Consider the following 23,352-nt stretch of genomic DNA (forward strand, 5'->3'; position numbering starts at 1 on the left):
AACAGGGCGGGCATGCCTACCATGCCACCATGCCCAGCGACGCCCTCGCGCGCTTCAACGAAGTGATGAAAGAGACGCAAGCCTACGGCTTCGACAAGGTCCGCGACGAACAAAAGGCCCTGGGCGACCGGGTACGCGCCATGTTGACCGGCAAGGGGATCAAAAGCGTGGCCGCCCCCGGTTTCCAGGCCCCTGGCGTGGTGGTGAGCTACACCGACGATGCCGACATCAAGAACGGCAAGAAATTTGCCGCCCAAGGCCTGCAGATCGCTGCTGGTGTACCGTTGCAGTGCGACGAGCCAGCCGACTTCCAGACCTTTCGCATCGGTCTGTTCGGGCTCGAAAAGCTGCACAATCTCGAGCGCACGGTCAGCACCTCGAACAGGCGCTGAACGAGGTTCTGCGCGACTGAGCTCGCCGCTTTGCCACAGAATCTGGCAGCCCTTAAACGGTTGCGGGGCTCATGTGCCAATCAGTCCAACTGGCCGCATTGAGTCCCGCTAACTGGTCCCTCCCCGCCCCGGTCACGCCCCTAGAATCAAGAGCCCCCTCCCCGGCCCCTTGAGGCGATACCATGACCGACCTGAACTTCGAACCCGCCAGCCGCCTGGTCCCTGTCCGGGAGTTGTTCGGTATCGACTCCAGCATGCGGGTACCCGTGTTCCTCAACGCCAGCGAGCATGTGCCGCAGATCGACACGGCCTATCGCTTCAACCCGGAAGTCACCCTGGCGATTCTCGCCGGCTTCACCCGCAATCGCCGGGTGATGCTGCAAGGGCTGCACGGCAGTGGCAAGTCGACTCATATCGAACAGGTCGCGGCGCGGCTCAACTGGCCTTGCACAAGGGTCAATCTGGACGGTCACATCAGCCGCCTGGACCTGATCGGCAAGGACGGCATCGTCCTGCGCGAGGGGCAAGCAGGTCACCGAATTCCAGGAAGGCATCCTGCCCTGGGCGCTGCGTCGGCCCATGGCGCTGATCTTCGATGAATACGACGCTGGTCGCCCGGACGTGATGTTCGTGATCCAGCGCATCCTCGAACGCGACGGCAAGCTCAATCTGCTTGACCAGAACCTGGTGATCCAGCCGCACCCCTCGTTCCGCCTGTTCGCCACCGCCAACACCGTTGGCCTGGGCAACCTCAACGGGCTGTACAACGGCACTCAAGTGCTCAACCAGGCGCAGCTGGATCGCTGGAACATGGTCGCCACCCTGAACTACCTGCCTCAGGCTGAAGAAGTCGCAATAGTCGCCGCACGGGTACCGCACCTGCTCGCCCGCCACGGCGAAGGCTTGCTGAGGCAAATGGTGGCGGTGGCCGACCTGACTCGCCAGGGCTTCGCCAGTGGCGACCTTTCCACCCTGATGTCGCCGCGCTGCGTGATCTCCTGGGCGGAGAACATGGAGATCTTCAGCGACCCGGCCCTGGCCTTCCGCCTTTCGTTCCTCAACAAATGCGATGAAGCAGAGCGGCCGATCGTCGCCGAATACTACCAACGCTGCTTCGACCAGGAGCTCGGCGAATCGGCGCTCCCCCTGATGGCCTCGGCCTGAACCCCACAAGAGGATCACCATGAACCCGCCGCCGCGCCGCGAGAAACGCCAGCAACAACTCGAAGAACTCTGCGCGGCAACGCTGAGGGCACTGTCAGGGGAACCCCTTCTACGTTATCGGGGCGGCCGCCTGGAGGTGCGGGAACGGCACTTTGCGGTGCGCGCCCCACACCTGCACCCAGACCCCGAGCACGATGAGAGTCGAGCCTGGCGCGGGGTGGCTGACAGCCTGGCGCTGCGTTTAAAGCACAGTGAACAGGCGCTGGTCCGCCAGGTACTCCCGGCACAACCCATCGAACGCCTGGTGTTCGAACTGATCGAGCAACTGCGCGTCGAGTCGTTGGTCGCTGACTGTCATCCCGGCGTACGGCGCAATCTGCTGCGGCGCTTCGAGCAGTGGAGCCAACAGTTTCTCGACGCAGGCCAGGCCGAGGGACATGTCGGCCTGCTGCTCTTCACCCTCGCGCAGATGACCTGGATTTTGCTGTGCGGCGGCCGCGCCGGGGAACAGACGGAGATGCTTATCGAAGCACCGCGCTTGAGCCTGCTCGGCCATTTCGGCGCGGCCTTCGGGCTGCTGCGCCGCTGTCGGCATGACCAGGTAGCGTTCACCGAGCATGCCTTGCTGATTGCCGCCAAGGCACAGGAGCTGATCGAGCACCTGGACGCCGAACTGCTTGGTAACGACGAGCGCAAGGTCTCGGACATCGCTGAAAAGACTCATCTGGCCTTTGCCCTGTTGCTGGACGTGGATCAGGATGGCGATGGCGACGTCAGCTCCAGCGGTGCTGCCCAAGGTCATCCGCGCGGCAGCGACGATGCCTTTACCTACCAGGTGTTCAGCCGCGACTACGATAGCGAGCGTGATGCCACCCGCCTGGTACGCCCCGAATTATTGCGCGAACTGCGTCAGCGCCTGGACCGTGGCCTGGCCGGCCAGGGCCTCAACCTGCCTCGCCTGGCCAAGCGCCTGGGCGCCCTTCTGGCCGCGCCTCGCCGCGATGGTTGGGCCTTCGCCCAAACCGAGGGCCAGATCGACGCCGGGCGCCTCAGCCGCCTGATCATCAGCCCCGAACAACGGGAGATTTTTCGTCACGAGCAGGAGCGTCCGCACAGCGATTGCCTGGTCAGCCTGCTGATCGACAACTCCGGCTCCATGCGCAACCACATCGACAGCGTCGCCTTGCTGGCTGACGCCTTCAGCCGTGCCCTGGAACTGGCGGGCGCGCGCAGTGAAATCCTCGGCTTCACCACCGGCCAATGGAACGGCGGGCGCCCCCTGAAGCGCTGGCGCGCCACGGGCCAGCCGGCCAACCCGGGAAGGCTCAACGAGCTGAGCCATGTGGTCTACAAGAACGCCGAAACGTCCTGGCGCCGCGCGCGGCCGAACATTGCAGCGTTGCTCAAATCCGATCTGTTTCGCGAAGGCATCGACGGCGAGGCCCTCCTGTGGGCGCGTCAGCGGCTGCTGCAGCGCGAGGCACGACGACGCATCCTGATCATCATCTCCGACGGCTGCCCGATGGACAGCGCCACCCACCAGGCCAATCAGCAGGACATCCTCGACCTGCACCTCAAGCAAGTGACGCGGCAGATCGAGCAGGAGCGCAGCATCGAGTTGTACGCCCTGGGCGTCGGCCTCGACCTGAGTACCTACTACCGCCACAGCCTGGAGCTTGATTTGTCTGGCAGCCTGGACAATGCGGTGTTCGACGAGATCCTGCGTCTGCTCAGCGGCCGCCATTGAACACACCCCGGCTAATCTCCAGACAATAAAAAGTCGCCTCACGGCGACTTTTTCCTGCAAACCCTGATGGGTCGTTACAACTAACTGTTCACGGGGACGATTTGCGGCAGGCCCTTGATCCGCCGCCAGATGCTGCGACTGATAAACGCCAGCAGCAGGATCGCCAGGCTGACGACGCCCAACGCCAGCGGCATGCGCTGCTCCGGGATGAAGGCCATGCCGGTCACGATGCCCAGCATGCCGAAGATGGCGACGTAGGTCAGATAGGGATAACACCACATCCGCACCTTGAGTTTCTCCGGCGCCTCGCGTTCCAGCTTCGCACGCAAGCGCAGCTGGGACAGGGCAATCAACACATAGACAAAGATCGCCACCGTGCCATACGAGTTGACCAGAAAGGCGAAGATGGTATCGGGCGATATGTACGACATGACCACCGACAGATAGCCGAACAGCGTGCCGAAAAAGATCGCCCGGCGCGGTACGCCACTCGAAGACAGCTTGGCCAGGCTGCGCGGTGCGTCGCCGCGTTTGGTCAGTGCGAACAGCATGCGCGAAGACGCGTAGATGCCCGAATTCAGACACGACAGCACGGCGGTCAGCACAATGGCATTCATTACGTGCGCGGCCCAGTCGAAGCCCATGGCTGCCAGCGCACTGGAATACGGCGTGAGCATCGCGGGCGAGTCCCAGGGAACCAGGGTGACTACCAGAAAATCGAGCCCACATAGAAGAACAGCACGCGGGTGATCACCGAGTTGGTGGCCCGCGCGACGGAGCGCACCGGGTCGGAAGACTCGGCAGCCGCCACGGTGACAATCTCGGCGCCGAAATAGAACCCGGTCGCCGCCACCGCGCCAGTCAACACCGGGCCGATGCCGTTGGGCATGAAGCCGCCGTGACTGAGCATCGTACTCAACCCATGGTGGGTTTCGGTCGGCCACATCCCTAGCAGGTACAGCCCGCCCAGCAGCAGGAAAACCATGATGGCCGCGACTTTGATCGAGGAGAACCAGAACTCGAACTCACCGAAGGAAGCGACCGAGCACAGGTTAGTCAGGGTCAGAATGATCATCAATGTCAGGCTGATGCCCCAGGCCGGAACATCCGGCAGCCAGAACTGAATGAGCGAGGCGCCAGCCACGGCCTCCACGGCGACGACGATCACCCAGAAATACCAGTACATCCAGCCGGTAAGAAATCCGGCCAGTTGGCTCGCCTGTTTATGATCGGCCCAGGCCATACGTGCGTATTCGTAGAAGGATCCGACGGTCGGCAAGGCGCAGGCCATCTCGCCAAGCATGCGCATGATCAGGATGACCAGTATGCCGGTGACCAGGAAGGAAATGAGGGCCGCAGGCCCCGCAGACTGGATGACCACCCCGCTGCCGACGAACAGGCCGGCACCGATGACACCACCCAGGGCGATCATGGCCATGTGACGTTGCTTGAGCCCCGATTGCAGACCGCCGTTGGCGCCCTCCGACCGGGTTTGTTGAGGTACGGACATGCTGCTCACCCCATTCGTTTTTATTTTAGGTTGAAAGTCAGTACAGAAGCAGTCAGGCATCGTCCTGGTAGGGGGATCGACCCTGGCTGCCTTCGCAGTGTCTTCCGGGAGTGCCAAACTTTTTAGATCCAATTGCGGCGCGCTGCTGGAGCCACGTCTTTTGATGATCGCCAGATGATTACGCCTGGATTCTCAGCGCGCTGATGATAAAAGCATGCAGGCCATTCACCGCTTTCGACCCACGCGAAGCACGGCTACGCAGAATCGACACCTCCATCGGCTCAATGCTGCCCAAGCCGTGCTCGCTGCCCAAGACCTGAAGCGATGGCTGCACGGTGCACTGGGTAATCGCGGCAATCGCAAGCCCGCCCTCCACTGCCGCCACCTGGCCCGCGAGACTCGAACTGTTGTAGACCACCTTGAATTGGCGGCCCCGTTGGGTCAGTGAATTCACGGCATATAGCCGAGCCAGGCTTGCGCTTTCGTACACGGCGATCGGCACCGGGTCGCGCCTCCAGAGCTCGAACTGGGGTGAGCCCACCCAAACCATCGGCTCCTTGAAGAGAAACGTCCCGCTTTGCGCCGAGTCCCTGGACACCAGCGCCAAATCCAGATCACCGCTTCGAACCCGCGGAATAAGTGCAGTCGACTGCTCACAGGTCAGCTCAATTTCCACCCCAGCATAGCGCGGCGAAAAACGCTTCAGGAGCGGCGTGAGATACCTGGCCGCATAGTCCTCCGCGACGCCAAGGCGAATCCGCCCAGACAACTCCTCACCGTGAAAAGCCGCCTGGGTCTCGGCATGTAAAGCGAGCATACGCCGGGCGTAGCTCAACAGCGTCTGGCCATCGTCGGTCAGTTGCAGGTGCCTTGGGCCACGACTCAACAACTGCCGTCCAAGCGCGGCCTCCAGCTTCTTCATCTGCATGCTGACAGCGGACTGCGACCGGTTCACCTCATGGGCCGCGCCCGACAGCGAACCGGCATCCACCACCGCCACGAAGCACTTGAGCCAATCGATTTGCAAATCACTGGCGGGCATGGCGAATCCTCTATTCGTTAATCGAATGGCTAAGACCTGAATTATGCGCTTTTCATGACAGTGCTTCACCCGCAAGATCCTGACCCAATCAACGCTTTGTGGATCTGCCCATGCCATTCGATACCTGGTTGCTGTACCTCATTACCTGCTTCGGCATCGCCGTCGTGCCAGGGCCGAATGCGTTACTGGTGCTTACCCATGGGGCGCTTCACGGCAGCCGCAGAACACTGTTCACCATCAGCGGCGGCGTTCTCGGCTTTGCCGTGGTGCTTGCGCTATGCGCTTTGGGCCTGGGTGCACTGATACAGGCATCGGCGACCTGGTTCACCGTATTGAAGGTGGTTGGCGGGCTGTATCTGATCTGGCTGGGCTGGGGGCTGTGGCGGTCTGCGCCCGTCAGCCTTGAACCCACCGGTGCTACAAGCTTTCGACGCTGGTCGCTGTTCCGCCAAGGACTGGTGTCGGCACTTTCAAATCCCAAGGCACTGCTGCTGTTTACTGCGTTTATTCCACCGTTCCTGGACCCGCACAGGAGCATCATTGCGCAAACGGCAGCGATTGCGCTGACGTATGCGGTGGTAGAGTTTGTGGTTGAGTATATGGTGGCAAGTGCAGCGCATCGGGTGCGGCCTTGGCTGGCTCGGACCGGGCGGCGTTTCAATAAGGTGTGTGGTGGGTTTTTTGTGGTGTTTGGGTTGGCGTTGCCGATTCATTCGTGAGGGTGTCAGCCGATTTTGCGTATCCTTAAGATGTATGCTGAAAACTGCCGAATCTCAGGCGTTGTTCTTCAAGCGCTTAAGAGGTTTTGAACATGTCAAAGAAGCAAGAAGCGGATGCGCCGGTAGTGACTGCGGCCGATATTGAACGGTCGATCCAAGCGTTGAATAGAATGGTTGAGCGGCTTTGGGGGGATGGTCGAGAGGCGGAGGCTAAAGCGCTGCTTGATGCATTGGATTCGCTTAATCGGGCGTTGGATCGGATCAGGATTGGTGAGAGCCGTAAGGTGAAAACCCTTCATTGAGAATGAACATGGCTCAACTTCTGACTCGACGCTCACGAATGGAGAATTAGTTGCCAGACCTTATTGAGGGACTCGACGGACCAAGAACAGCTCAGCAGGAGCTGTTCTACGACCTGGAGGATGCAGCCGCAGTGATCGGCTGGTCGATGATTGAGCTGACCCGTATGGCGAGTGTGGGAAAAACCCCTGACGAAGCCATTGCGCTGATAAAGATATGCGCACTGCTGAAGGCTCAACAGGAAAAAATCGGCTTCTATGCTGGTGAAGTAAAGGCCGGAGCGATTTTGCGAAGCGAGGCTGAGTGATTCACTGCTACTTTAACAATTGCTGCACCTCTGCAGCAGAACCTTCTGGATATGGACATTCAATGAACAACAGCAAAAATCTACTCGCCCTGTCATGCCTCATCGCCGTTTCGCTGCTCAGCGGCTGCGCAGCGTCCGTAAAAAGCGGTGGCGCTGAAACACTGAAAATTGACGAAGCCGCCAAGAAGAACTTGGTTGTTAACATTCAGGGTAACGGCAAGATCCAGCAGAACGAGGACTGGATTCGCCTGAGGCAAGAATGGAACCAGGCCCTCAAAGATGAAGCTGCCCGTGCGGGTTACCGCCTCACCGAATCTCATGTAGCGGACCCCGCAGTAAAGGACGGAGTGGGTATCAAGATAAACGTCACCAACTTCCGATACCTGACACCTGGTGCGCGCTATGCTGCGGGCGTGATGGTTGGCAACTCCTGGATCAACTCAAGTGCGGATTACTCGGATTTGAAGTCCGGGCGGTTAATTGGTAGTCGCACCTATGACACTTCTTCATCTGCTTGGGAGGGGGTTATGTCAGCAATGACTCAAAAACAGGTCGAGGCGATCGCTCACCAGATTATCAGCGACATCAAGGGCACGGAGGCTGAGTGATTCAGTTCTGGGTGCATGAACCCATTCACTCATGAGGGGAAACCATTCAGCACATTTAGAGTGGCGTTGGCGCTCTCGTGACTGCCATCCACTGCTACTTTGCTAATGCCTCTGAAAGCACTACATCAAAAAAGATGTGATGAGCCGACTGGACCGACGTTCGGTGAGGCAATACATAAACGTATCGGTATAGAGCGAATCACCATCAATGCGGATCGCTCGGATACGAGGATCGGGGATGTATTCCGCTTCGGACACAACCCCCAGTCCTATGCCCCGAGCCACCGCCTCGCGTAGCGCTTCGCGACTACCGATCTCCATGGTTATTCGCGGGAAAACCTGCGCTGCAATCAACGCCTGCTCCAGCACCAGGCGAGTGGTTGACCCTGGCTCTCGCTGCAGCAGCGGCTGCCCTTCGAGCTCGTCCAGTCGTACTGAACCCCGTGCGGCAAAAGGATGCTCATGGTGGGCGAACAGGATGATGGCGTGACGCGCGTAATGCACAGCGCAGAGGCCTGGGTCATCATTCCGGCCGGCAAGCACGGCGATATCCGTGACGTAGCTCTCAAGATCGGCCAGCACCTGCGCCGAGTTGCCCACACGTATAGACACATCGATGCGTGGATATTGTTGGCGGTAGTTATCAACCATCTCGATCACATGAAATGGTCCCACCGCCCCCAGCTTGAGTTCGCCGCTGTCAAGCCGCCCAGAATCGCGCAGCAGGTTGTGCGCCTCAAGATCCAGCGCAGCCATCGCTTGGGCTATCGGCAGTAATTGCCGTCCAACATCGGATAACTCTATACGCCGCCCGCGACGGTGGAACAGCTCCAGATTGTACTGCCGCTCCATACTCTGCACCTGGGTTGTCAGCGTCGGCTGGCTGAGCCCTAGCGCTCTGGCACCGGCGCTGAAACTACCGTGGCGCGCCACAGCGAGGAAAGCACGCATCTTGGCGGTCGACATCCATAGACTCCATCAATAGTTAGCTGCTGAAACCCATATTGAATTGATCGTATGACTGTCACGTGACATTTCTAACCTGAGGCCACTCCAACCAGCCTCCTGGAATGCCATGAACAACTTCTCCAGATTTTTGCGTGTCGTCGCTATTGCATGCCTCTCGATCAGCGCCGTCTGCCAAGCAGCAGCGAACGACAAATTGAGAATTGGCCTGATCCCCTCAGAAGACTCCCAGGCGATGATCGAGTCCAGCAAACAGGTACTCGCCAGCCTCGAAAGCAAACTGGGTATGCCGGTCGAACCATTTGTCGCGACCGACTACAACGGCATCATCGAAGCACTGCGCGCAGGCAAGCTGGACGTGGCCTACCTCGGCCCTTTCTCCTACGTTCTGGCAACTTCGGTGGCCGATGTCGAAGCCTTCGCAGTAGCGGTCACCAAAAAGACCGGCCAAAGCGCCTATAAAAGCTTGATCATCGCCCGCAAGGACAGCGGCATTAATCAATTGTCCGACCTCAAGGGCCACACGTTCGCCTTTGTCGATCCCAGCTCTGCGTCGGGCCATCTGTTTCCCAAGGCCGGCCTGGAGCAGGCCGGCTTTGACCCGACAAAACTTTTATCGCGGGTAATCTTCTCCGGCTCCCACGATGCAAGCATCCTGGCCGTCGCAAACCAGAAGGTCGATGCCGCGGCAGTCGCCGACCGCATTCTTGCAAACGCAGTAGCCAGGGGCCTGGTGAAGCAGGATGACGTTCAGGTGGTCTGGAGCTCTCGCCCGATCCCTGAGTCGCCAATGGTGTGGCGCAAAAACCTCGACCCTGAACTGAAACAGAAAGTCGCCGTAGCGCTGGCCTCGATCAAGGATGTGCCTTGGGGTGACCAGGGCCAACTCGATGGTTTCCAGCCCACGACTGATGCTGCTTACGACGTCGTGCGCGAAACCGCCAAGGTTCTTGATCTGGATTTGCGGAGGCTGAAATGATCAGCATCAGCCAACTGACCAAGCATTACGGGGATAACCCGGTATTGCGTGGCATCGACCTTAAGGTTTCAGCCGGAGAATTTGTGGTGATACTGGGCCAATCCGGCGCTGGAAAATCCACATTGCTGCGCTGCATAAACCGACTGGTCCAGGCTGATTCCGGGACGCTGACAGTGGCGGGTATTGATGCAATTACTTGCCGTGACACCAGCATTCTGCGACGTCAGGCAGCCATGATCTTCCAGCACCACAATGTGGTGCCACGGCTCAGCGTACTGAAAAACGTACTCACCGGTTGCCTGGGCAATGTCTCAACGCTTACCTCGATCATGCAGCTGTTCAGTCGCGAGAATGTGGCCTTGGCCATGCATTGCCTGGAACGCGTAGAGCTCACCCACAAAGCCCACGAACGCACGGATGCGCTGTCCGGCGGGCAAATGCAACGTGTCGGTATTGCTCGCGCCCTGGCGCAGCGGCCAAAGGTAATCTTGGCGGACGAACCGGTGGCCAGCCTCGACCCCAAGACTGCGCGCCTGGTACTGCAATACCTGCGCGATGCCACACGCGAACTGGGAATCACCGTGTTGTGCAACCTTCATCAGGTGGATTATGCCCGCGAGTTTGGCGACCGAATTGTCGGTTTGGCCCACGGCAGGCTGGTGTATGACGGTGACGCTTGCAACATGACCGAAGACGATTTGCAGCGCATCTATCCAGGCCAGGTAAAAGAGTCGCAAGACGCGCCAGCGATGGCACACAAGCCGAAGGTCCACACCGCGCAGCTGAGGGTATGAGCATGAAACAGCAAAGCTACCTATGGACGGTGGACCTGCCATCTGGAACTCGCGGCTGGCTGTCCACCGGTGCGATTGTGCTAGCGGTGATTTTGACACTCCACTGGAGCGCAACGGGCGCACAGCTGAGCGTGGGTGAACTGGCCGCCGGCTTGCCGCAAATCGGCGACTTCCTTGCACGCACCGTCCCACCCGATCTGAGCATTCTCCCTCGACTGGTAGCACCGGCCATCGAAACACTGCAAATCGCACTCTGGGGAACATTGCTTGGGGTGTTGCTGGCGATTCCGCTGTCGTTTCTCGCGGCTCGCAACCTCAGTCGAAATCGCCTGGTCTTCCACACCACTCGTCAATTCCTCAATTTCACCCGCAGCATCAACGAGTTGATCCTGGCGTTGATATTTGTTTCGGCGGTTGGCCTTGGGCCCTTCCCCGGCGTGCTCGCGCTGGCACTGCATGGCCTGGGTATGCTTGGAAAGTTTTTTGCCGAAAGCATCGAGGAGATCGACCAAGGCCCTATTGAGGCGCTACAGGCAACAGGTGCACGGCCGTTGCAGGTCATCGTATTTGGCGTGTTGCCACAAGTCATCACGGCCTGGATTGCAGTGGTCCTTTATCGCTTCGAAGTCAATCTGCGTTCCGCTACCGTGCTCGGCATGGTCGGTGCCGGCGGCCTTGGATTTGAGTTGGTGAGCAGCCTCAAGCTTTTCAAATACCAGGAAACCGCGACCTGCATCATCGTCATCACGCTCATGGTGATCGTTGCCGATGCGGTGTCCAGTAGGTTGCGCAACGCCATCCAGCGCGGGGCGCATCACTGAACACTGCATGAGCAACAAGCGTCCCAAGGGACGTGCTATCGGTTCAACCGATCAAAGCCTGCGAATTATCGATTTGAGCTGTTGCTGAAGGGCCCCGACTATGGGGCCACTTACAACAACAAAATATAGGACCCGCCATGACTGCCCGCTTCCACAATCCAGTTGATACCCGTTTCGGCTGGGGCAGCCTTCTCGAGCTTGCCGAAATCACCGAAAACCAGAAAGTCGCCCTTGTGACGTTTCCCGAAGCTCGTGGGCTGGGATTGGTCGATCGTATTCAAGACCTGCTGGGCGATCGACTTGTGTACATCGTCGAGGACGTCCAACCCAATCCAGACGTAGCTCAGCTTCGTGGTACCTATGAACGTTTCTGGCAGCAGGCCGGCGAATGCCACGCAGTCATTGCAGTGGGCGGCGGTAGCGCCATCGATACTGCGAAGGCGCTGATCGTGGGGACTGAGTCTGGCCGCTTCGATGAATTACTCGCGTTGTTGGCGGCAGGTAAACCGTTCGTCCCGGCACGCAGCAAAGTACTGATTGCTGCTCCGACCACAGCGGGTACCGGCAGCGAAGTTACACCTTGGGCGACGATCTGGGATTCGGCCAGCCACAAAAAATACTCGCTGCACCTGGAGTGCACCTGGCCAAAGGTAGCCATCGTCGACCCGCAGTTGATGCTTACGGTTCCAGGCAGTGTCACGGTGTCTACGGGGCTGGACGCGCTGTCGCATGCACTGGAGTCGATCTGGAACATCAATGCCAATCCGGTTTCGGACACCTTCGCCATTTCCGCGATTGAGGACATCCTTGAATGCCTGCCGCTGCTGCGTCGTGACCTGTCCAGCAAGGAGTTGCGCTCCCGCATGGCAATGGCCGCTCTTAAGGCAGGGTTGGCATTCTCCAATACCAAAACTGCGCTGGCCCATTCCATTTCCTACGAAATGACCCTGCACTATGGTCTGCCGCACGGTATCGCCTGCTCCTTTACCCTGCCGCTGGTGCTGGGTCTTGCCTGGGGCCACGACGAAGCGCGCGACCGAACCCTTCAACGAATATTCGGCAACGACCTGAAAAAAGCCCAAAGCCAGTTGCGTGAATTCCTGCATAGCCTGGACGTTAAAACGGAGTTTTCCGACTACGGTGTAACGGCATCGCAAGCCGAGGAAATGATCAACTTTGCCATGCAGGGCGCCAGGGGCAAAAACTTCATCGGCTCTAGAGCTGCTTAGAGCCGGACACACTTACCAAGCACTGTCAGCGGCATGACGAGCCGCGACGATTTCCTGCTGCACCCACAAAGAGTGCACCCGCCGACGCCAATCGACGGGACCGAAGAATAATAAGGAAAAGATCATGAATCGTGCCCAAGCCATGCCTGCTCTCACAACATCCACCTCATCTTTCCGATTCGCCCAGTGGCGCATGCTGCTGGCTGCGATGCTCTGTTACTTGTTCTTCTACACCGGCAGGCAAACATTCGGTTTCGCCATTCCGGGGATCCAGGCCGAGTTCGGTTTTACCAAAGAGCACCTGGGGTGGGTATCGGCTGCAATGCTCTGGGCCTATGCCATTGGCCAGGCAATAAACGGTAACCTGGCCGATAAGTTCGGCGGCCGCCGCATCATGACATTGGGTGCCGTACTGTCCTGCGGCGCTAACTGGGTGACCAGTTTCGCCAGTAATTTTACCGCGCTGATCCTTCCTTGGGGTATCAACGGATACTTCCAGGCATTGGGTTGGGCACCGGGCAGCCGTCTCATCTCCAACTGGTGGAGTGCCGGCGAGCGCGGCAAGGTATACGGCTTATATGTATTCGCCGCCGGTTGTGCCTCGGTTCTTTCGTACGTGACCTCCATCGTCGTACTTGAGGTGATGCATCTGGAGTGGCGATGGATCTTCCGCTTGCCGGTACTGCTGATGCTGGCGGGTGGCATCAGAACGCTGCACGCTACGGCTTGATCGTCTGGGTGCCGGTGCACTTTCTGGGTGCCAATTGGAAAAGCGGCGACAGCATGATCGATCCGAAGTGGATCACCGTCGCCCTGCCCGTCGGCGCCCTCAGCAATGGCTGGATATCGGACAAGCTGTTCGGTTCCAAACGCTACCTGGCGATCATGCTTTACATGGTCCTCGGCGCGGCAACCAGCCTGTGGATGTGGACCCTTGCACATCGAGCAGATCCGCGATGAGAAATGGGTCCTTCGGGAGAAAAGCTCACGCACCCGCCAGTTGGTGGAGGAAAGCTGCAAACGCCTCGATGTCGACTTGAACTGCATCATGCAATTGAAAAGTCGCGAAGCCATTGTCCATGCCATCACAAAAGGCATCGGTATCGGTTTCGTGTCAGCCGTCGAATATGCGCAAACACCAGGCACAAAGCCGATCACCTTTGTTAACCACCCGTTTTCCATCGACTACCACCTGTGCTGCCTCGGTATTCGTAGAAACCGGCCGATGATCGCGGAGTTGTTCGACTCAAGCCCAGCACCGTCCATTTGATTCTGTAACGCACTTGAACATTTGACAGGCCTACTCTCGGTCACGAGAGGGACGGCCTTCCCATCCTCAAAAGTGGAGATTTACCATGAATTACAAACAACCTGATCAACTGCAAGCCGTGGTTCTGGACTGGGCGGGCACCGTTGTTGATTTCGGTTCCTTTGCCCCGACGCAGATCTTTGTCGAGGCCTTCGCCGAGTTTGGCGTCGCTGTCTCTCTGGAAGAAGCCCGCGGCCCGATGGGCATGGGCAAGTGGGACCACATCCGCACGTTGTGTAATCAGCCACAGATCGCCGACCGCTACCACGCAGCCTTTGGCCGCCTACCCACTGATGAAGACGTTACTGCCCTCTACGAGCGCTTCATGCCGCTGCAGATCGAAAAAATCGCTTTGCATTCAGCGTTGATTCCCGGTGCTCTCGATACGATCAACACCTTGCGCGACAACGGCCTGAAAATAGGTTCTTGCTCCGGTTACCCGGCCGTGGTCATGGAAAAAGTAGTGGAGTTGGCGCGCAAGAACGGCTATGTCGCCGATCACGTCGTAGCGACTGATGAAGTACCCAATGGGCGTCCGCACCCGGCCCAGGCCCTGGCCAACGTGATTGCATTGGGCATCAGCGATGTTGCCGCTTGCGTCAAGGTCGACGACACCTGGCCAGGTATTCTTGAAGGCCGCAGCGCTGGCATGTGGACGGTCGCATTGACCTGCTCCGGCAATGCACTGGGCCTGACTTATGAGCAATACAAGGACTTGCCCTCCGATAAGCTTACCGAAGAGCGGGCGCGCATCGTCAAGATGTTCGAAGGCTCTCGCCCGCACTACCTGATCGACACTATCGTCGATTTACCTGCGGTCATTGAAGACATCAATGCTCGTCTGGCACGGGGTGAAACGCCTCAGGGTTCCTGAACCTGTGCGGCTTGTGCCGCTGACAGTGGCCGCCCACGGGCGGCCGCTTTGCCGGGATTGTTTAATTAAGCAACAACCAAAGATCCACAAATGCCGATTTAAGGAACACTCGGGCGGTGGGAGTATTCGAAGCCATGATTTCGACTCTGCACTTGATCCGTCGCCCTCTGCGCCCTTACCTCCCGAAGGTGCGAGCCCGTCTTTGCGAAAACCCCCTGCTCAATATCATTCTGGCCTTCTGGGCGCTGTGGCATTGCCGTCACGCGCGCCCACCAGATAGAACCCTCGCGTCGACTTGATTCCATTGGCCTGAACACGGCCGATTTCAATGCGAGAAGGAATGATCCCATGACTGCAGCTATGCGCAATGTCATTGGTGCTGCCCAGCGCAGCGCCTCTTATTACACCGCCAGCCTCAATGACCCAACCCAGTACCCGACATTACAAGGTCAACACAGCGTCGACGTTGTGATTATTGGTGGTGGCTTTACCGGTGTTGCCACCGCCGTAGAGTTGGCCGAACGAGGGCTCAAAGTCGCGATTGTCGAAGCCAACCGTATCGGCTGGGGTGCCAGCGGGCGCAACGGCGGCCAGGTCACCGGCAGTCTGTCGGGAGATACGGCCATGCGCCAACAGATGCGCAAGCGCCTGGGCGATGAAGTGGATAATTTCATCTGGCACCTGCGCTGGCGAGGCCATCAAATCATCGAGAACCGGGTGAACAAATACGCAATTGCCTGCGACCTCAAGCATGGTCATCTGCATGCAGCGATGAAACCTTCCCACGTGATGGAACTGCAAGCCTTCCACGAAGAAGCGCAACGACGCGGCATGGGTGATCAGGTCACCCTGCTCGATCAGGACGGCGTGCGACAGCACTTGGACAGTGAACTGTATCTGGGCGCCCTGAAAAACACGCGCAATTTGCACCTGCATCCGTTGAACCTATGCCTGGGAGAGGCTCGTGCCGCGCACAGCCTTGGCGCATTGATCTTCGAGAACTCCGAGGTGTTGGAGATCGTCCATGGTAACCGGCCCGCCGTTATCACATCTAAGGGCCGGATCGATGCGGGCCAGGTTCTGCTAGCCGGCGACGTCTATCACAAGCTCGAGCGCAAACAGCTAAAGGGCAAAATTTTTCCGGCCATGGGCGCGATTGTGACCACTGCTCCGCTGGGCGAGTTGGCGCGCCAGATCAATCCGCACGACCTGGCTGTTTATGACTGTCGATTCGTCCTTGATTACTACCGCCTCACGGACGATGGTCGATTGTTGTTCGGCGGCGGAGCCAACTATTCTGGACGCGACTCGCGAGACATCGCCGCCGAACTTCGCCCGTGCATCGAACGCACTTTCCCGGCCCTGAAGGGCGTGGACATCGAGTTCCAGTGGAGTTGTGCGATGGGGATTGTGATGAATCGCATTCCGCAGTTGGGCAAGGTTTCGGACAATGTTTGGTATTGCCAAGGCTATTCAGGGCACGGTATCGCTACAAGCCACATCATGCGAGAGATAATGGCAGAGGCGTTGACAGGCACTTTGGAAAAATTTGATACCTTTGCCGGGTGCAAGCACATCAAGGTACCGCTGGGCGATATGCTCGGTAATCCGATGCTATCGGTGGGGATGTGGTACTACCAGATGTTGGAAAAACTTCGCTGATAGCCAATAAAGAGAATCCCTACTTGAAAGGCATCTTGGATGCAGTCGTCACAGGCGTGCCTTCCTTAGCGTTTAAAAAATCGTCTTTCAGGATAATTTTTCAGTCGTTTCTTGAAAGCGGTGTCGCACTCACGCCCTGCGCCTCAGGTGAAAAACCCAAGAACCCGCCCGACCCTGGCCTAGCAATCCATGCATGGTAAAGAGCCAGAGTCAGGCAGGTGGTCGGATGTTAGCAGATTGGATCCAAAACATCATTTGGACTTTCTAGGCAGGTCGTTACGCAACAATTCCTACTCCCTCGCACCGACGATCTCATCAGCGAGATGGTGGAAGATATAGCCGATGACCAGCGCCAACATCGCTGATTCATCATTGTTTTCACGTACCCGGTGACTTGCTCTTCGTCAACGTCAGGCTCAACACGACCGAAATCAAAATGATGCCCCCGACTGTGGTCAGCGACCATTGGATCGGCACGTGCCACCACGGCGCGACCAGCATCTTGCCGCCGATGAACATCAGCACGATGGCCAGGCCATATTTGAGCAAGTGGAAGCGGTCGGCCATGTCCGCAAGCAGGAAATACAGTGCCCGCAGGCCCATGATGGCGAAGATGTTGGAGGTGAACACAATGAAGGGGTCGGTGGTAACGGCGAAGATGGCCGGAATGCTGTCAACCGCGAATACCAGGTCGCTGGCCTCGATCAACACCAACACCAGAAACATCGGCGTCGCCCAGCGTACGCCGTTTTGCCGGATGAAAAACCGCTCGCCATGGAAGCCGCTGGTGATGCGCAAGTGCCCGCGCACCCAGCGCAGCAACGGGTTGTTGTCGAGGTCCGGTTGCTGCTCGGCGAACACCAGCATCTTGATCCCGGTGATGACCAGGAACACGCCGAAGGCATACAGCAACCACTCGAACTGCGACACCAGCCACACGCCGGCGAAAATCATCGCCGCGCGCATCACGATCGCCCCGAGCACGCCGTACAGCAGCACCCGTCGCTGCAACTCCGGCGGCACGGCGAAGTAGCCAAAGATCATCACGAAGATGAACATGTTATCGATCGACAGCGATTGCTCGATCAGATAACCGGTGAGAAATTCCAGGGTTTTCTGCCGGGCGATGTCGGCGCCGAACGCGCCGTTCAGGTACCACCAGAGCAGGGCGGCGAAACTCAACGCCAAACTCATCCAGGCGGTGACCCAGGCCAGTGCTTCACGCGCCGAAACACGATGCGCCTTGCGCCCGCCGAAGACGAACAGATCGAGCGCCAGCATGGCAAGGACGAACACGATAAAGGCGGCCCACATCCAGGGTTCGCCAACGCTGATGGCGGTCATCTACGGTCTCCTCGTGATGCAGCAATAGACTTGAGGAGTCATGCTAATGAGCCGATCACATCAATAAAAATCGTTTATTCGATGCGAATAGTTCGTTTTTTACGAAGTATTGATTGAGGTGTTTCACCACTGGCCCTTGCATCGGTTGTGAGCCGAAGACAAGGCAGGTGGCGATGCGCACGGCTCCAGCAGCCACGTTTACTGCTCGATCGTGATGAAAAGATCTACGGCACCATTGGAAAAACTTGCCAACTGCCAAGCCTGCGATGCAGGCGTATATTGATAGTGTCGATCCAGGTAGTTGAGGCGATCAGCGGTCGCCGATGGTGGGACAAGCGGAAGTGCGGGGGCGCTAGCGGATAACCCAACACGTTCGGAGGTGTCACATGAAGCAGTATCAACGACTCTTTCTGGTCGCAGGTCCAACCATGCGTCACTCGCCGGCGATGGAGCGGGCAATCGCCCTGGCCGATGCCACAGGTGCAGCGCTGCATATCGCGGTGTTCATCGAAGACTCCGACCTTATGCGGCTAATGAGCAACACTGAACAACTTCGTGAGAACTGCCGGCAGGAGAACCTGCAGTGGTTGACGGACGAGGCCGAACTCATGCGCAGTAAGGGCATCAATGTGACCACCGAAGTTGCATTGACCCGTGACCCTCTGCAAGAGATCCTCGGGCATGTGGCTGAAATGCAGCCGGACCTGATTATCAAGGATGTCCATCATGAATCAGCGCTCAAACGCGCATTCGTCACGCCATTGGATTGGCAGTTGTTGCGTGAATGTCCCATCCCCGTACATCTGGTCAGTGAAGTCAGGTGTCCGCTTCCTCGAGTGATTGTGGCGGCGGTTGATCCATCGCATCCAGAGGGTCAGATCAGTGGAATCAACGAGAGCGTCATCCAGGCGGCGAACGAATTGGCGACGCAATGTGCTGCTGAATTGCACATGCTGTATGCCTATGAACTGACACACACGCATTTCTCTGACGCTGGTGCTGGTGCCGTGACGATGCCAGGCTTCACCAACGACGTGCGCCGGTCACTGGAAAAGTGCTTCATTGCCCTGGCTGGACGCCACGGCGTGCCACCTGAGCGACAACATTTCATTGCAGGGCCGCCAACCAAAGCGATGGCCGAGTTTGCCACTCATACTCGAGCGGACGTCTTCGTAATGGGAAACACCCATCACAAAGGGGTGGACAAGCTGATCGGCAGTACCACGGAGCATGTTCTGTATAAGGTGCCTTGCAGCGTTTTGGCCATCAAGGGAGAAGCGGATCAATGAGCGGAAAAAACACCATTATTCCAGCCAGCTGCTGGTGCTGATGAGGGAACAGGATGGCAGTGGAACGAGGTACGCGGAATTGCCGAATCGCAGCAGCCAGGCAAGACAGACAAACTGTGGGTGCAATTCGATAACTGGTTCAGCCGCATTGCACCAGGAATAACCAAGGGTGAGTACTGGGTGCTTTACCACGACCCCGCCTACCAGTTTGCACTCGTCGGCCACCCGAACAGGGAATATCTATGGGTGCTTTCACGCGCATCTGAAATTAACGGTGTCAACCGCGAACAACTGCCAGAGATTGCTCAGCAACAGGGGTATGACACCAGCAAACTAATCTGGCGTCGGGCAGATCCGACCAAGCCCTAGTCAAATAGTAATGGTGCGTAGGCAGCAGCTGGCACGAACGCCGAGCACCGACAGTTTCAACCAGGCCGTACGCAGTACATTCCAGCCCGGCGACCCGGCAATTTTCGCTCAAGGCAACCTCGCACCGGGTCGACCAGGTTATGCCTACCGCAACTATTGGTTTCAGCGAAATGACGGGGAAGGATCGGTGGAAGCCAGTGGTCGCTTTGGACAAAAAATTTATATCAATCCGAAGCGCGAGGTGGTGATCGTCAAATTGTCCTCTACCGCCGATCAAGCCAGGCGTGCCACCAGCGCAGAAGGCGAAGCGAAGGTGGCTGCCCGGGTGATCGATTCTCCGGATACGTTTAATAATATGGTAAATGCGGTGTTGTCTGAGTTGGGGGACTGAAGGGCATAGATTGCTGCATGCTCTGCTGCCAGAGCCACGCCCGAAGGTTAGTCTCCTCCTATTTTTCCGGGGAGGCGGAATGGCTCAGGAAAGATTCGATTTCTGCATAGGGCATCGGCTTGGCAAAATAATACCCCTGAAAAATATCGCAGCGGCTGCCCTTCAGGAAATTCATCTGAGACGCTGTCTCCACGCCTTCGGCGACCACCGTCAGGCTGAGGTGATGGGCCATGGAAATAATGCCTTGGGTGATCGCTGCATCGTGATGGTCGGTGCTGACTTCCTGGATGAACGAGCGGTCAATCTTGATCTTGTCGATGGGCAACCGCTTCAGGTAGCTGAGGCTGGAAAAACCGGTGCCGAAATCATCCAGCGCGATGCGCACCCCCAGTGCCTTGAGCTGGTGCAACGTCTGGATCGCCTGTTCAGCGTTATGCAACAGCAGCGACTCGGTGATCTCCAGTTCCAACTGCTCGCCACTGAGACCATGTTTCTCCAGGGTGGCTTGGACACACTGGACGAAATTGCCCCGCTGAAAATGCATCGGCGAAATATTCACGGCCATCGAAATGCCCGTAGTGCCGTGCTCCCCTAGCCGGCGCAGCTGCGCGCAGGCTGTATCGAGCACCCAAAGGCTCAGCGGGATGATCTGGCCACTGTCTTCTGCCACCGGCACAAACACAGCGGGTGAGATACATCCTTTTTCCGGATGCTCCCAGCGCAGCAACGCTTCGATCCCGACTACCCGACACGTGTGCGCGTCTATCTGCGGTTGATAATGCAGCTTGAACGACTGAGTTTCGATAGCCTTCTGCAGATCATTGCGCAGGCTCGCGTGCTCGCAAACGCGCTGGTTAAGATCGCTGGTATACCACTGAAAGTTGTTGCGTCCTTGCTGCTTGGCCTTGTACATGGCCATGTCAGCCTGCTGGATCAGCTGCATGGGCTGCTCGATGTGACCATCGCTCACGGTGATGCCGACACTTGCACTCACGTGCAGGTCAATGCCCTGGATGCAGTAGGGTCTGGCAATGGTGGCCATCAAGCGCTCTGTCACCGGTACGACGTCCTCATCACGCAGCAGGTCCGGCAGCAGCACGATGAATTCGTCACCGCCCATGCGCACGATGGTGTCACCGGGACGAATCTGCTGGGTCATGCGCTGCGCCACCTCAATCAGCACCTGATCACCAAAGCAGTGCCCGATCGAATCGTTGATGGATTTAAATCCATCCAGATCAATGCACATGACCGCCAAACGACGCTTGCGCCGACGACTGATGTGACAATCCAGAATAAGCCGTTCTTCAAGAGAGACACGGTTAAGCAAACCCGTCAGCCGATCATGACAGGCGTTGAAGCTCAACTGGCGCTCGTAGAGCTTCTGCTCGCTGATGTCCCTGGCAACTCCGAATACCCCGACGATCTCGCCATTGACCATGATCGGCAGGTTGGAAATGTCCATGGTCAACAGCTTGTCGCTCTCGTCGCGAACCCGTGCTTCGAAGCGCTGGGGCTCTCCGGTGCGGGCTGCAGAGAAATGCCGACTGACCCGTTGCAGGTCTTCTTCGACCACCAGTTTGGCAAAGTGATGACCGATGAAGTCGGTTGCGGTGTGCGGCTTGAGCTTCAGGCCTGCTGGATTCACGCTCTGGATATTGCCGGCCAGATCGAGAGCGAACACAGGGTTGGGGTTGTGGGTGAACAATGAACGAAAACGTTGTTCGCTTTCCTCCAGACGTTGGCCGTCACGCTCATGGCGGATCGCAATGGCGGCCAGTTGGGCCGCGCAGGCCAGTCGTTGAATCTGCGCCTCGTCCGGAGCATGGGCGCGGTTCTGGTACAAGGCAAATGTACCCAGCACGCTTCCTTAATGGGAGAGCAACGGCACCGACCAGCAGGAGCGCAGGTTATGCCCCAGCGCCAGGTTGCGAAAACGCGCCCAGCTTGGGTCCCGGGCGATGTCTTCGGTGACCACCAGCTCGCGCCGGAATGCTGCGGTGCCGCAGGTACCTTCCTGTGGCCCGATGGCCATACCATGAATCGCCTGGCTGTATTCGGCCGGCAGGCCAGGCGCTGCGCCGCTCAGCAAGCGTTTGCCCTCAGCATCAGTGAGCAGGATCGAGCAGATGGTTTCAGGGACCTGTGCGTCGAGCATCAGGCAGATGGCGCGGAGTATTTCGTTCAGGTGATGGTCGGTCGCGATCATGCCGAGGATGTCACGTTGCGACTCAGAGAATGTCTTGCTGTGAAAACTCGTGGAGCACGTATTCATGCAAGTTCCTGAAGACTCTCGAGGTCGTCCGGTCGTCAGAGAGCCTGAAATAGTGGGCGGCCGATCACTGTCCACTAGTGCGTCGGTCGCGCACTTTATAAAGCACCGACCTGGCGAAAAAAGGCTCAGATCCAACATAAAAAACGGCATCAGATTGACACCGCTTTGCTGATTTCGCTTTCCTTGAGTCGCGGCAAAATTTCTCGGCCAACTTCATCCGCCGCCGGCTTCACAGCGAATTGCCCGAAGGACTAATCCAAATCCTGTTTGGCTCGACATTTGGGGTAGGCGCTGCAGCCCCAGAACCGCTCTCCTGCTCTATTGCCTGTCTTACGGATACGAATTTTGAAAGCGCTCCCACACCGCGGGCAACGGCGTTCCGCAGAAGGATCGTCTCGCTGTTTCAGGCGTTGTACATGCTCGTAGTGGGTCGTGAGCGTACTGTCCCTCTTCCCGCTCTCCAGCACCTTCACCATTGCACTCACCTGCGCTTCGTTAAACACAGGCTGCCGAAAGGACTTGATATAGCGGATGAAGCTGACGCCTTGGGTGACATTGTCCGGCATGGCGGTCTTGAAGCGGGCGCCGCCGACGAAGGCGATTACCGAATGGACGTGCTCGGGCGGAACGCTTAGCAGCGCTTCTAACGCCTTCACGTGTTTGTAATTCTGCCGCAGAGGGTTCTGGAACCTGAAGCGATGCCGGAAAATCTGCTGTGTCCACTGGGCCTGGCGCTCACCGCCGAAAATCCAGCCGCGCATGTTTTTGGTCTCCAGCACAAAAATGCCAAAAGGCGACAGGAATACATGGTCGATCTGGGTAGTGCCATCGGGCGTATCCAGTGTGACGTTGTGCAACCGGCGGTAGACCTGGCCATCCAACTTCAAGCGGGCGAATGTCCGCACCAGCAGCTCACCGAACCAGCCCTTGAACCAGGGCGTCTTGATGATGATGACCAGGACCAACCATGGCAGCAGCCACTTCAGCATGTCGAATAGCGGCTGGAGCATCACTAAAATATTCATCGCTTCCTTTGCGTGGCGAGGTGTTTCCGTACGTTGGATGAGGCTACGCGTTCACCCTTTTGTGCCTACCTAGCTTAGGCGAGACAACTGGGGTTTGCTTTCGGCCGGGCTGTCTGGAACCGTTAAAAATGGTGTCCACTATCTGGGCCAATTAGGAGAACGGTCAGGAGTGGATGCTGATCAGACGCTTACCGAAACAGTCCCATTTTCTGCTCATGATTTTTTATTCTTTTGTT

At 57.9% G+C, this 23,352-nt stretch carries 19 protein-coding genes and 6 pseudogenes; 19 read left to right on the forward strand and 6 right to left on the reverse strand.

Going from position 1 to position 23,352, the window contains the following annotated elements; genetic code table 11:
- The 4 genes and pseudogenes from JFT80_RS12375 to JFT80_RS12385 all read left to right on the forward strand — a co-directional run.
- Positions 1 to 412, forward strand: a pseudogene (locus JFT80_RS12375) (alanine--glyoxylate aminotransferase family protein); the annotation flags it as partial.
- A gap of 162 nt (positions 413 to 574) precedes the next feature.
- Positions 575 to 991 carry a hypothetical protein gene (locus tag JFT80_RS24240; RefSeq protein ID WP_242482918.1) on the forward strand — a complete coding sequence of 139 codons (417 nt, stop codon included), beginning with the start codon at positions 575 to 577 and terminating at the stop codon, positions 989 to 991.
- Complete coding sequence (locus tag JFT80_RS24245) at positions 972 to 1,556, forward strand: MoxR family ATPase (RefSeq protein WP_242482919.1); 585 nt, start codon at positions 972 to 974, stop codon at positions 1,554 to 1,556. Before JFT80_RS24240 ends, JFT80_RS24245 begins: the two co-directional genes overlap by 20 nt.
- Positions 1,557 to 1,575: 19 nt before the next feature.
- Positions 1,576 to 3,303 (forward strand): cobalamin biosynthesis protein CobT, encoded by a 1,728-nt coding sequence (locus JFT80_RS12385; RefSeq protein WP_201148058.1) that lies wholly within the window; start codon positions 1,576 to 1,578, stop codon positions 3,301 to 3,303.
- Positions 3,304 to 3,383: 80 nt separating this feature from the next.
- On the opposite strand, the pseudogene JFT80_RS25500 reads toward JFT80_RS12385, so the two are convergent.
- A pseudogene (locus tag JFT80_RS25500) lies at positions 3,384 to 4,873 on the reverse strand (amino acid permease).
- A gap of 118 nt (positions 4,874 to 4,991) precedes the next feature.
- Complete coding sequence (locus JFT80_RS12395) at positions 4,992 to 5,855, reverse strand: LysR family transcriptional regulator (protein ID WP_122838356.1); 864 nt, start codon at positions 5,853 to 5,855, stop codon at positions 4,992 to 4,994.
- A gap of 110 nt (positions 5,856 to 5,965) precedes the next feature.
- Here JFT80_RS12395 and JFT80_RS12400 point away from each other — a divergent pair, with 110 nt between their 5' ends.
- The 4 genes from JFT80_RS12400 (at position 5,966) to JFT80_RS12415 (ending at position 7,789) form a co-directional block, all read left to right on the forward strand.
- On the forward strand, positions 5,966 to 6,574 hold the full coding sequence (locus JFT80_RS12400) for a LysE family translocator (RefSeq protein WP_122838355.1): 609 nt from the start codon (positions 5,966 to 5,968) through the stop codon (positions 6,572 to 6,574).
- A gap of 92 nt (positions 6,575 to 6,666) precedes the next feature.
- Positions 6,667 to 6,876, forward strand: coding sequence for a hypothetical protein (locus JFT80_RS12405; protein ID WP_201148059.1), 210 nt, complete (start codon positions 6,667 to 6,669; stop codon positions 6,874 to 6,876).
- 50 nt (positions 6,877 to 6,926) lie between these two features.
- Positions 6,927 to 7,181, forward strand: coding sequence for a hypothetical protein (locus JFT80_RS12410; protein ID WP_201148060.1), 255 nt, complete (start codon positions 6,927 to 6,929; stop codon positions 7,179 to 7,181).
- A 62-nt stretch (positions 7,182 to 7,243) separates the two neighbouring features.
- On the forward strand, positions 7,244 to 7,789 hold the full coding sequence (locus tag JFT80_RS12415) for a DUF4410 domain-containing protein (RefSeq protein ID WP_201148061.1): 546 nt from the start codon (positions 7,244 to 7,246) through the stop codon (positions 7,787 to 7,789).
- 120 nt (positions 7,790 to 7,909) lie between these two features.
- On the opposite strand, the gene JFT80_RS12420 is transcribed toward JFT80_RS12415, so the two are convergent.
- Entirely contained in the window at positions 7,910 to 8,755 is an 846-nt protein-coding gene (locus JFT80_RS12420; RefSeq protein ID WP_201148062.1) for a LysR substrate-binding domain-containing protein, read from the reverse strand.
- A gap of 109 nt (positions 8,756 to 8,864) precedes the next feature.
- Between JFT80_RS12420 and phnD the strand changes: the two genes are divergently transcribed.
- From phnD to JFT80_RS12460, 8 genes and pseudogenes are all read left to right on the forward strand, one after another.
- Positions 8,865 to 9,734, forward strand: a complete 870-nt coding sequence (gene phnD, locus JFT80_RS12425; protein ID WP_122838334.1) for a phosphonate ABC transporter substrate-binding protein — start codon at positions 8,865 to 8,867, stop codon at positions 9,732 to 9,734.
- On the forward strand, positions 9,731 to 10,528 hold the full coding sequence (phnC, locus tag JFT80_RS12430) for a phosphonate ABC transporter ATP-binding protein (protein WP_201148063.1): 798 nt from the start codon (positions 9,731 to 9,733) through the stop codon (positions 10,526 to 10,528). Before phnD ends, phnC begins: the two co-directional genes overlap by 4 nt.
- A gap of 2 nt (positions 10,529 to 10,530) precedes the next feature.
- Positions 10,531 to 11,349 carry a phosphonate ABC transporter, permease protein PhnE gene (phnE, locus tag JFT80_RS12435; RefSeq protein WP_201148064.1) on the forward strand — a complete coding sequence of 273 codons (819 nt, stop codon included), beginning with the start codon at positions 10,531 to 10,533 and terminating at the stop codon, positions 11,347 to 11,349.
- Positions 11,350 to 11,486: 137 nt separating this feature from the next.
- Entirely contained in the window at positions 11,487 to 12,578 is a 1,092-nt protein-coding gene (gene psrA, locus JFT80_RS12440) for an iron-containing alcohol dehydrogenase PsrA (protein ID WP_201148065.1), read from the forward strand.
- 124 nt (positions 12,579 to 12,702) lie between these two features.
- Positions 12,703 to 13,514: pseudogene (locus JFT80_RS12445) on the forward strand (MFS transporter); the annotation flags it as partial.
- Positions 13,513 to 13,848, forward strand: a pseudogene (locus tag JFT80_RS12450) (LysR substrate-binding domain-containing protein); the annotation flags it as partial. The pseudogenes JFT80_RS12445 and JFT80_RS12450, both read left to right, overlap by 2 nt.
- Before the next feature lie 85 nt (positions 13,849 to 13,933).
- Positions 13,934 to 14,761, forward strand: a complete 828-nt coding sequence (phnX, locus tag JFT80_RS12455) for a phosphonoacetaldehyde hydrolase (RefSeq protein ID WP_201148066.1) — start codon at positions 13,934 to 13,936, stop codon at positions 14,759 to 14,761.
- A gap of 360 nt (positions 14,762 to 15,121) precedes the next feature.
- Positions 15,122 to 16,423, forward strand: coding sequence for an NAD(P)/FAD-dependent oxidoreductase (locus tag JFT80_RS12460; protein WP_374091351.1), 1,302 nt, complete (start codon positions 15,122 to 15,124; stop codon positions 16,421 to 16,423).
- A gap of 378 nt (positions 16,424 to 16,801) precedes the next feature.
- Here JFT80_RS12460 and JFT80_RS12465 read toward each other — a convergent pair whose 3' ends face one another.
- Positions 16,802 to 17,767 carry a TerC family protein gene (locus tag JFT80_RS12465; RefSeq protein ID WP_201148068.1) on the reverse strand — a complete coding sequence of 322 codons (966 nt, stop codon included), beginning with the start codon at positions 17,765 to 17,767 and terminating at the stop codon, positions 16,802 to 16,804.
- Positions 17,768 to 18,153: 386 nt separating this feature from the next.
- On the opposite strand from JFT80_RS12465, the gene JFT80_RS12470 reads away from it, so the two are divergent.
- The 3 genes and pseudogenes from JFT80_RS12470 (at position 18,154) to JFT80_RS24260 (ending at position 19,816) form a co-directional block, all read left to right on the forward strand.
- Positions 18,154 to 19,056 carry a universal stress protein gene (locus JFT80_RS12470; protein ID WP_201148069.1) on the forward strand — a complete coding sequence of 301 codons (903 nt, stop codon included), beginning with the start codon at positions 18,154 to 18,156 and terminating at the stop codon, positions 19,054 to 19,056.
- Positions 19,057 to 19,113: 57 nt separating this feature from the next.
- Positions 19,114 to 19,425: pseudogene (locus JFT80_RS12475) on the forward strand (lipocalin family protein); the annotation flags it as partial.
- Positions 19,426 to 19,612: 187 nt separating this feature from the next.
- Positions 19,613 to 19,816 (forward strand): hypothetical protein, encoded by a 204-nt coding sequence (locus JFT80_RS24260; protein ID WP_242482922.1) that lies wholly within the window; start codon positions 19,613 to 19,615, stop codon positions 19,814 to 19,816.
- A gap of 58 nt (positions 19,817 to 19,874) precedes the next feature.
- On the opposite strand, the pseudogene JFT80_RS12485 reads toward JFT80_RS24260, so the two are convergent.
- A pseudogene (locus JFT80_RS12485) lies at positions 19,875 to 22,091 on the reverse strand (EAL domain-containing protein).
- Positions 22,092 to 22,342: 251 nt separating this feature from the next.
- The gene (locus JFT80_RS12490; RefSeq protein WP_201148070.1) at positions 22,343 to 23,116 is read right to left on the reverse strand and encodes a nuclease-related domain-containing protein; all 774 of its coding nucleotides are present in this window, start codon (positions 23,114 to 23,116) and stop codon (positions 22,343 to 22,345) included.
- Positions 23,117 to 23,352 lie beyond the last annotated feature (236 nt).

This window comes from Pseudomonas sp. TH10, from assembly GCF_016651255.1.
GTDB lineage: Bacteria > Pseudomonadota > Gammaproteobacteria > Pseudomonadales > Pseudomonadaceae > Aquipseudomonas.

Excerpts from the sequence above, each read along its gene's own strand:
- JFT80_RS24240 (WP_242482918.1), top strand. The coding sequence starts at position 575 with ATGACCGACCTGAACTTCGAACCCGCCAGCCGCCTGGTCCCTGTCCGG.
- JFT80_RS24245 (WP_242482919.1), top strand. The coding sequence starts at position 972 with ATGGCGCTGATCTTCGATGAATACGACGCTGGTCGCCCGGACGTGATG.
- JFT80_RS12385 (WP_201148058.1), top strand. The coding sequence starts at position 1,576 with ATGAACCCGCCGCCGCGCCGCGAGAAACGCCAGCAACAACTCGAAGAA.
- JFT80_RS12395 (WP_122838356.1), bottom strand. The coding sequence starts at position 5,855 with ATGCCCGCCAGTGATTTGCAAATCGATTGGCTCAAGTGCTTCGTGGCG.
- JFT80_RS12400 (WP_122838355.1), top strand. The coding sequence starts at position 5,966 with ATGCCATTCGATACCTGGTTGCTGTACCTCATTACCTGCTTCGGCATC.
- JFT80_RS12405 (WP_201148059.1), top strand. The coding sequence starts at position 6,667 with ATGTCAAAGAAGCAAGAAGCGGATGCGCCGGTAGTGACTGCGGCCGAT.
- JFT80_RS12415 (WP_201148061.1), top strand. The coding sequence starts at position 7,244 with ATGAACAACAGCAAAAATCTACTCGCCCTGTCATGCCTCATCGCCGTT.
- JFT80_RS12420 (WP_201148062.1), bottom strand. The coding sequence starts at position 8,755 with ATGTCGACCGCCAAGATGCGTGCTTTCCTCGCTGTGGCGCGCCACGGT.
- phnD (WP_122838334.1), top strand. The coding sequence starts at position 8,865 with ATGAACAACTTCTCCAGATTTTTGCGTGTCGTCGCTATTGCATGCCTC.
- phnC (WP_201148063.1), top strand. The coding sequence starts at position 9,731 with ATGATCAGCATCAGCCAACTGACCAAGCATTACGGGGATAACCCGGTA.
- phnE (WP_201148064.1), top strand. The coding sequence starts at position 10,531 with ATGAAACAGCAAAGCTACCTATGGACGGTGGACCTGCCATCTGGAACT.
- psrA (WP_201148065.1), top strand. The coding sequence starts at position 11,487 with ATGACTGCCCGCTTCCACAATCCAGTTGATACCCGTTTCGGCTGGGGC.
- phnX (WP_201148066.1), top strand. The coding sequence starts at position 13,934 with ATGAATTACAAACAACCTGATCAACTGCAAGCCGTGGTTCTGGACTGG.
- JFT80_RS12460 (WP_374091351.1), top strand. The coding sequence starts at position 15,122 with ATGCGCAATGTCATTGGTGCTGCCCAGCGCAGCGCCTCTTATTACACC.
- JFT80_RS12465 (WP_201148068.1), bottom strand. The coding sequence starts at position 17,767 with ATGACCGCCATCAGCGTTGGCGAACCCTGGATGTGGGCCGCCTTTATC.
- JFT80_RS12470 (WP_201148069.1), top strand. The coding sequence starts at position 18,154 with ATGAAGCAGTATCAACGACTCTTTCTGGTCGCAGGTCCAACCATGCGT.
- JFT80_RS12490 (WP_201148070.1), bottom strand. The coding sequence starts at position 23,116 with ATGAATATTTTAGTGATGCTCCAGCCGCTATTCGACATGCTGAAGTGG.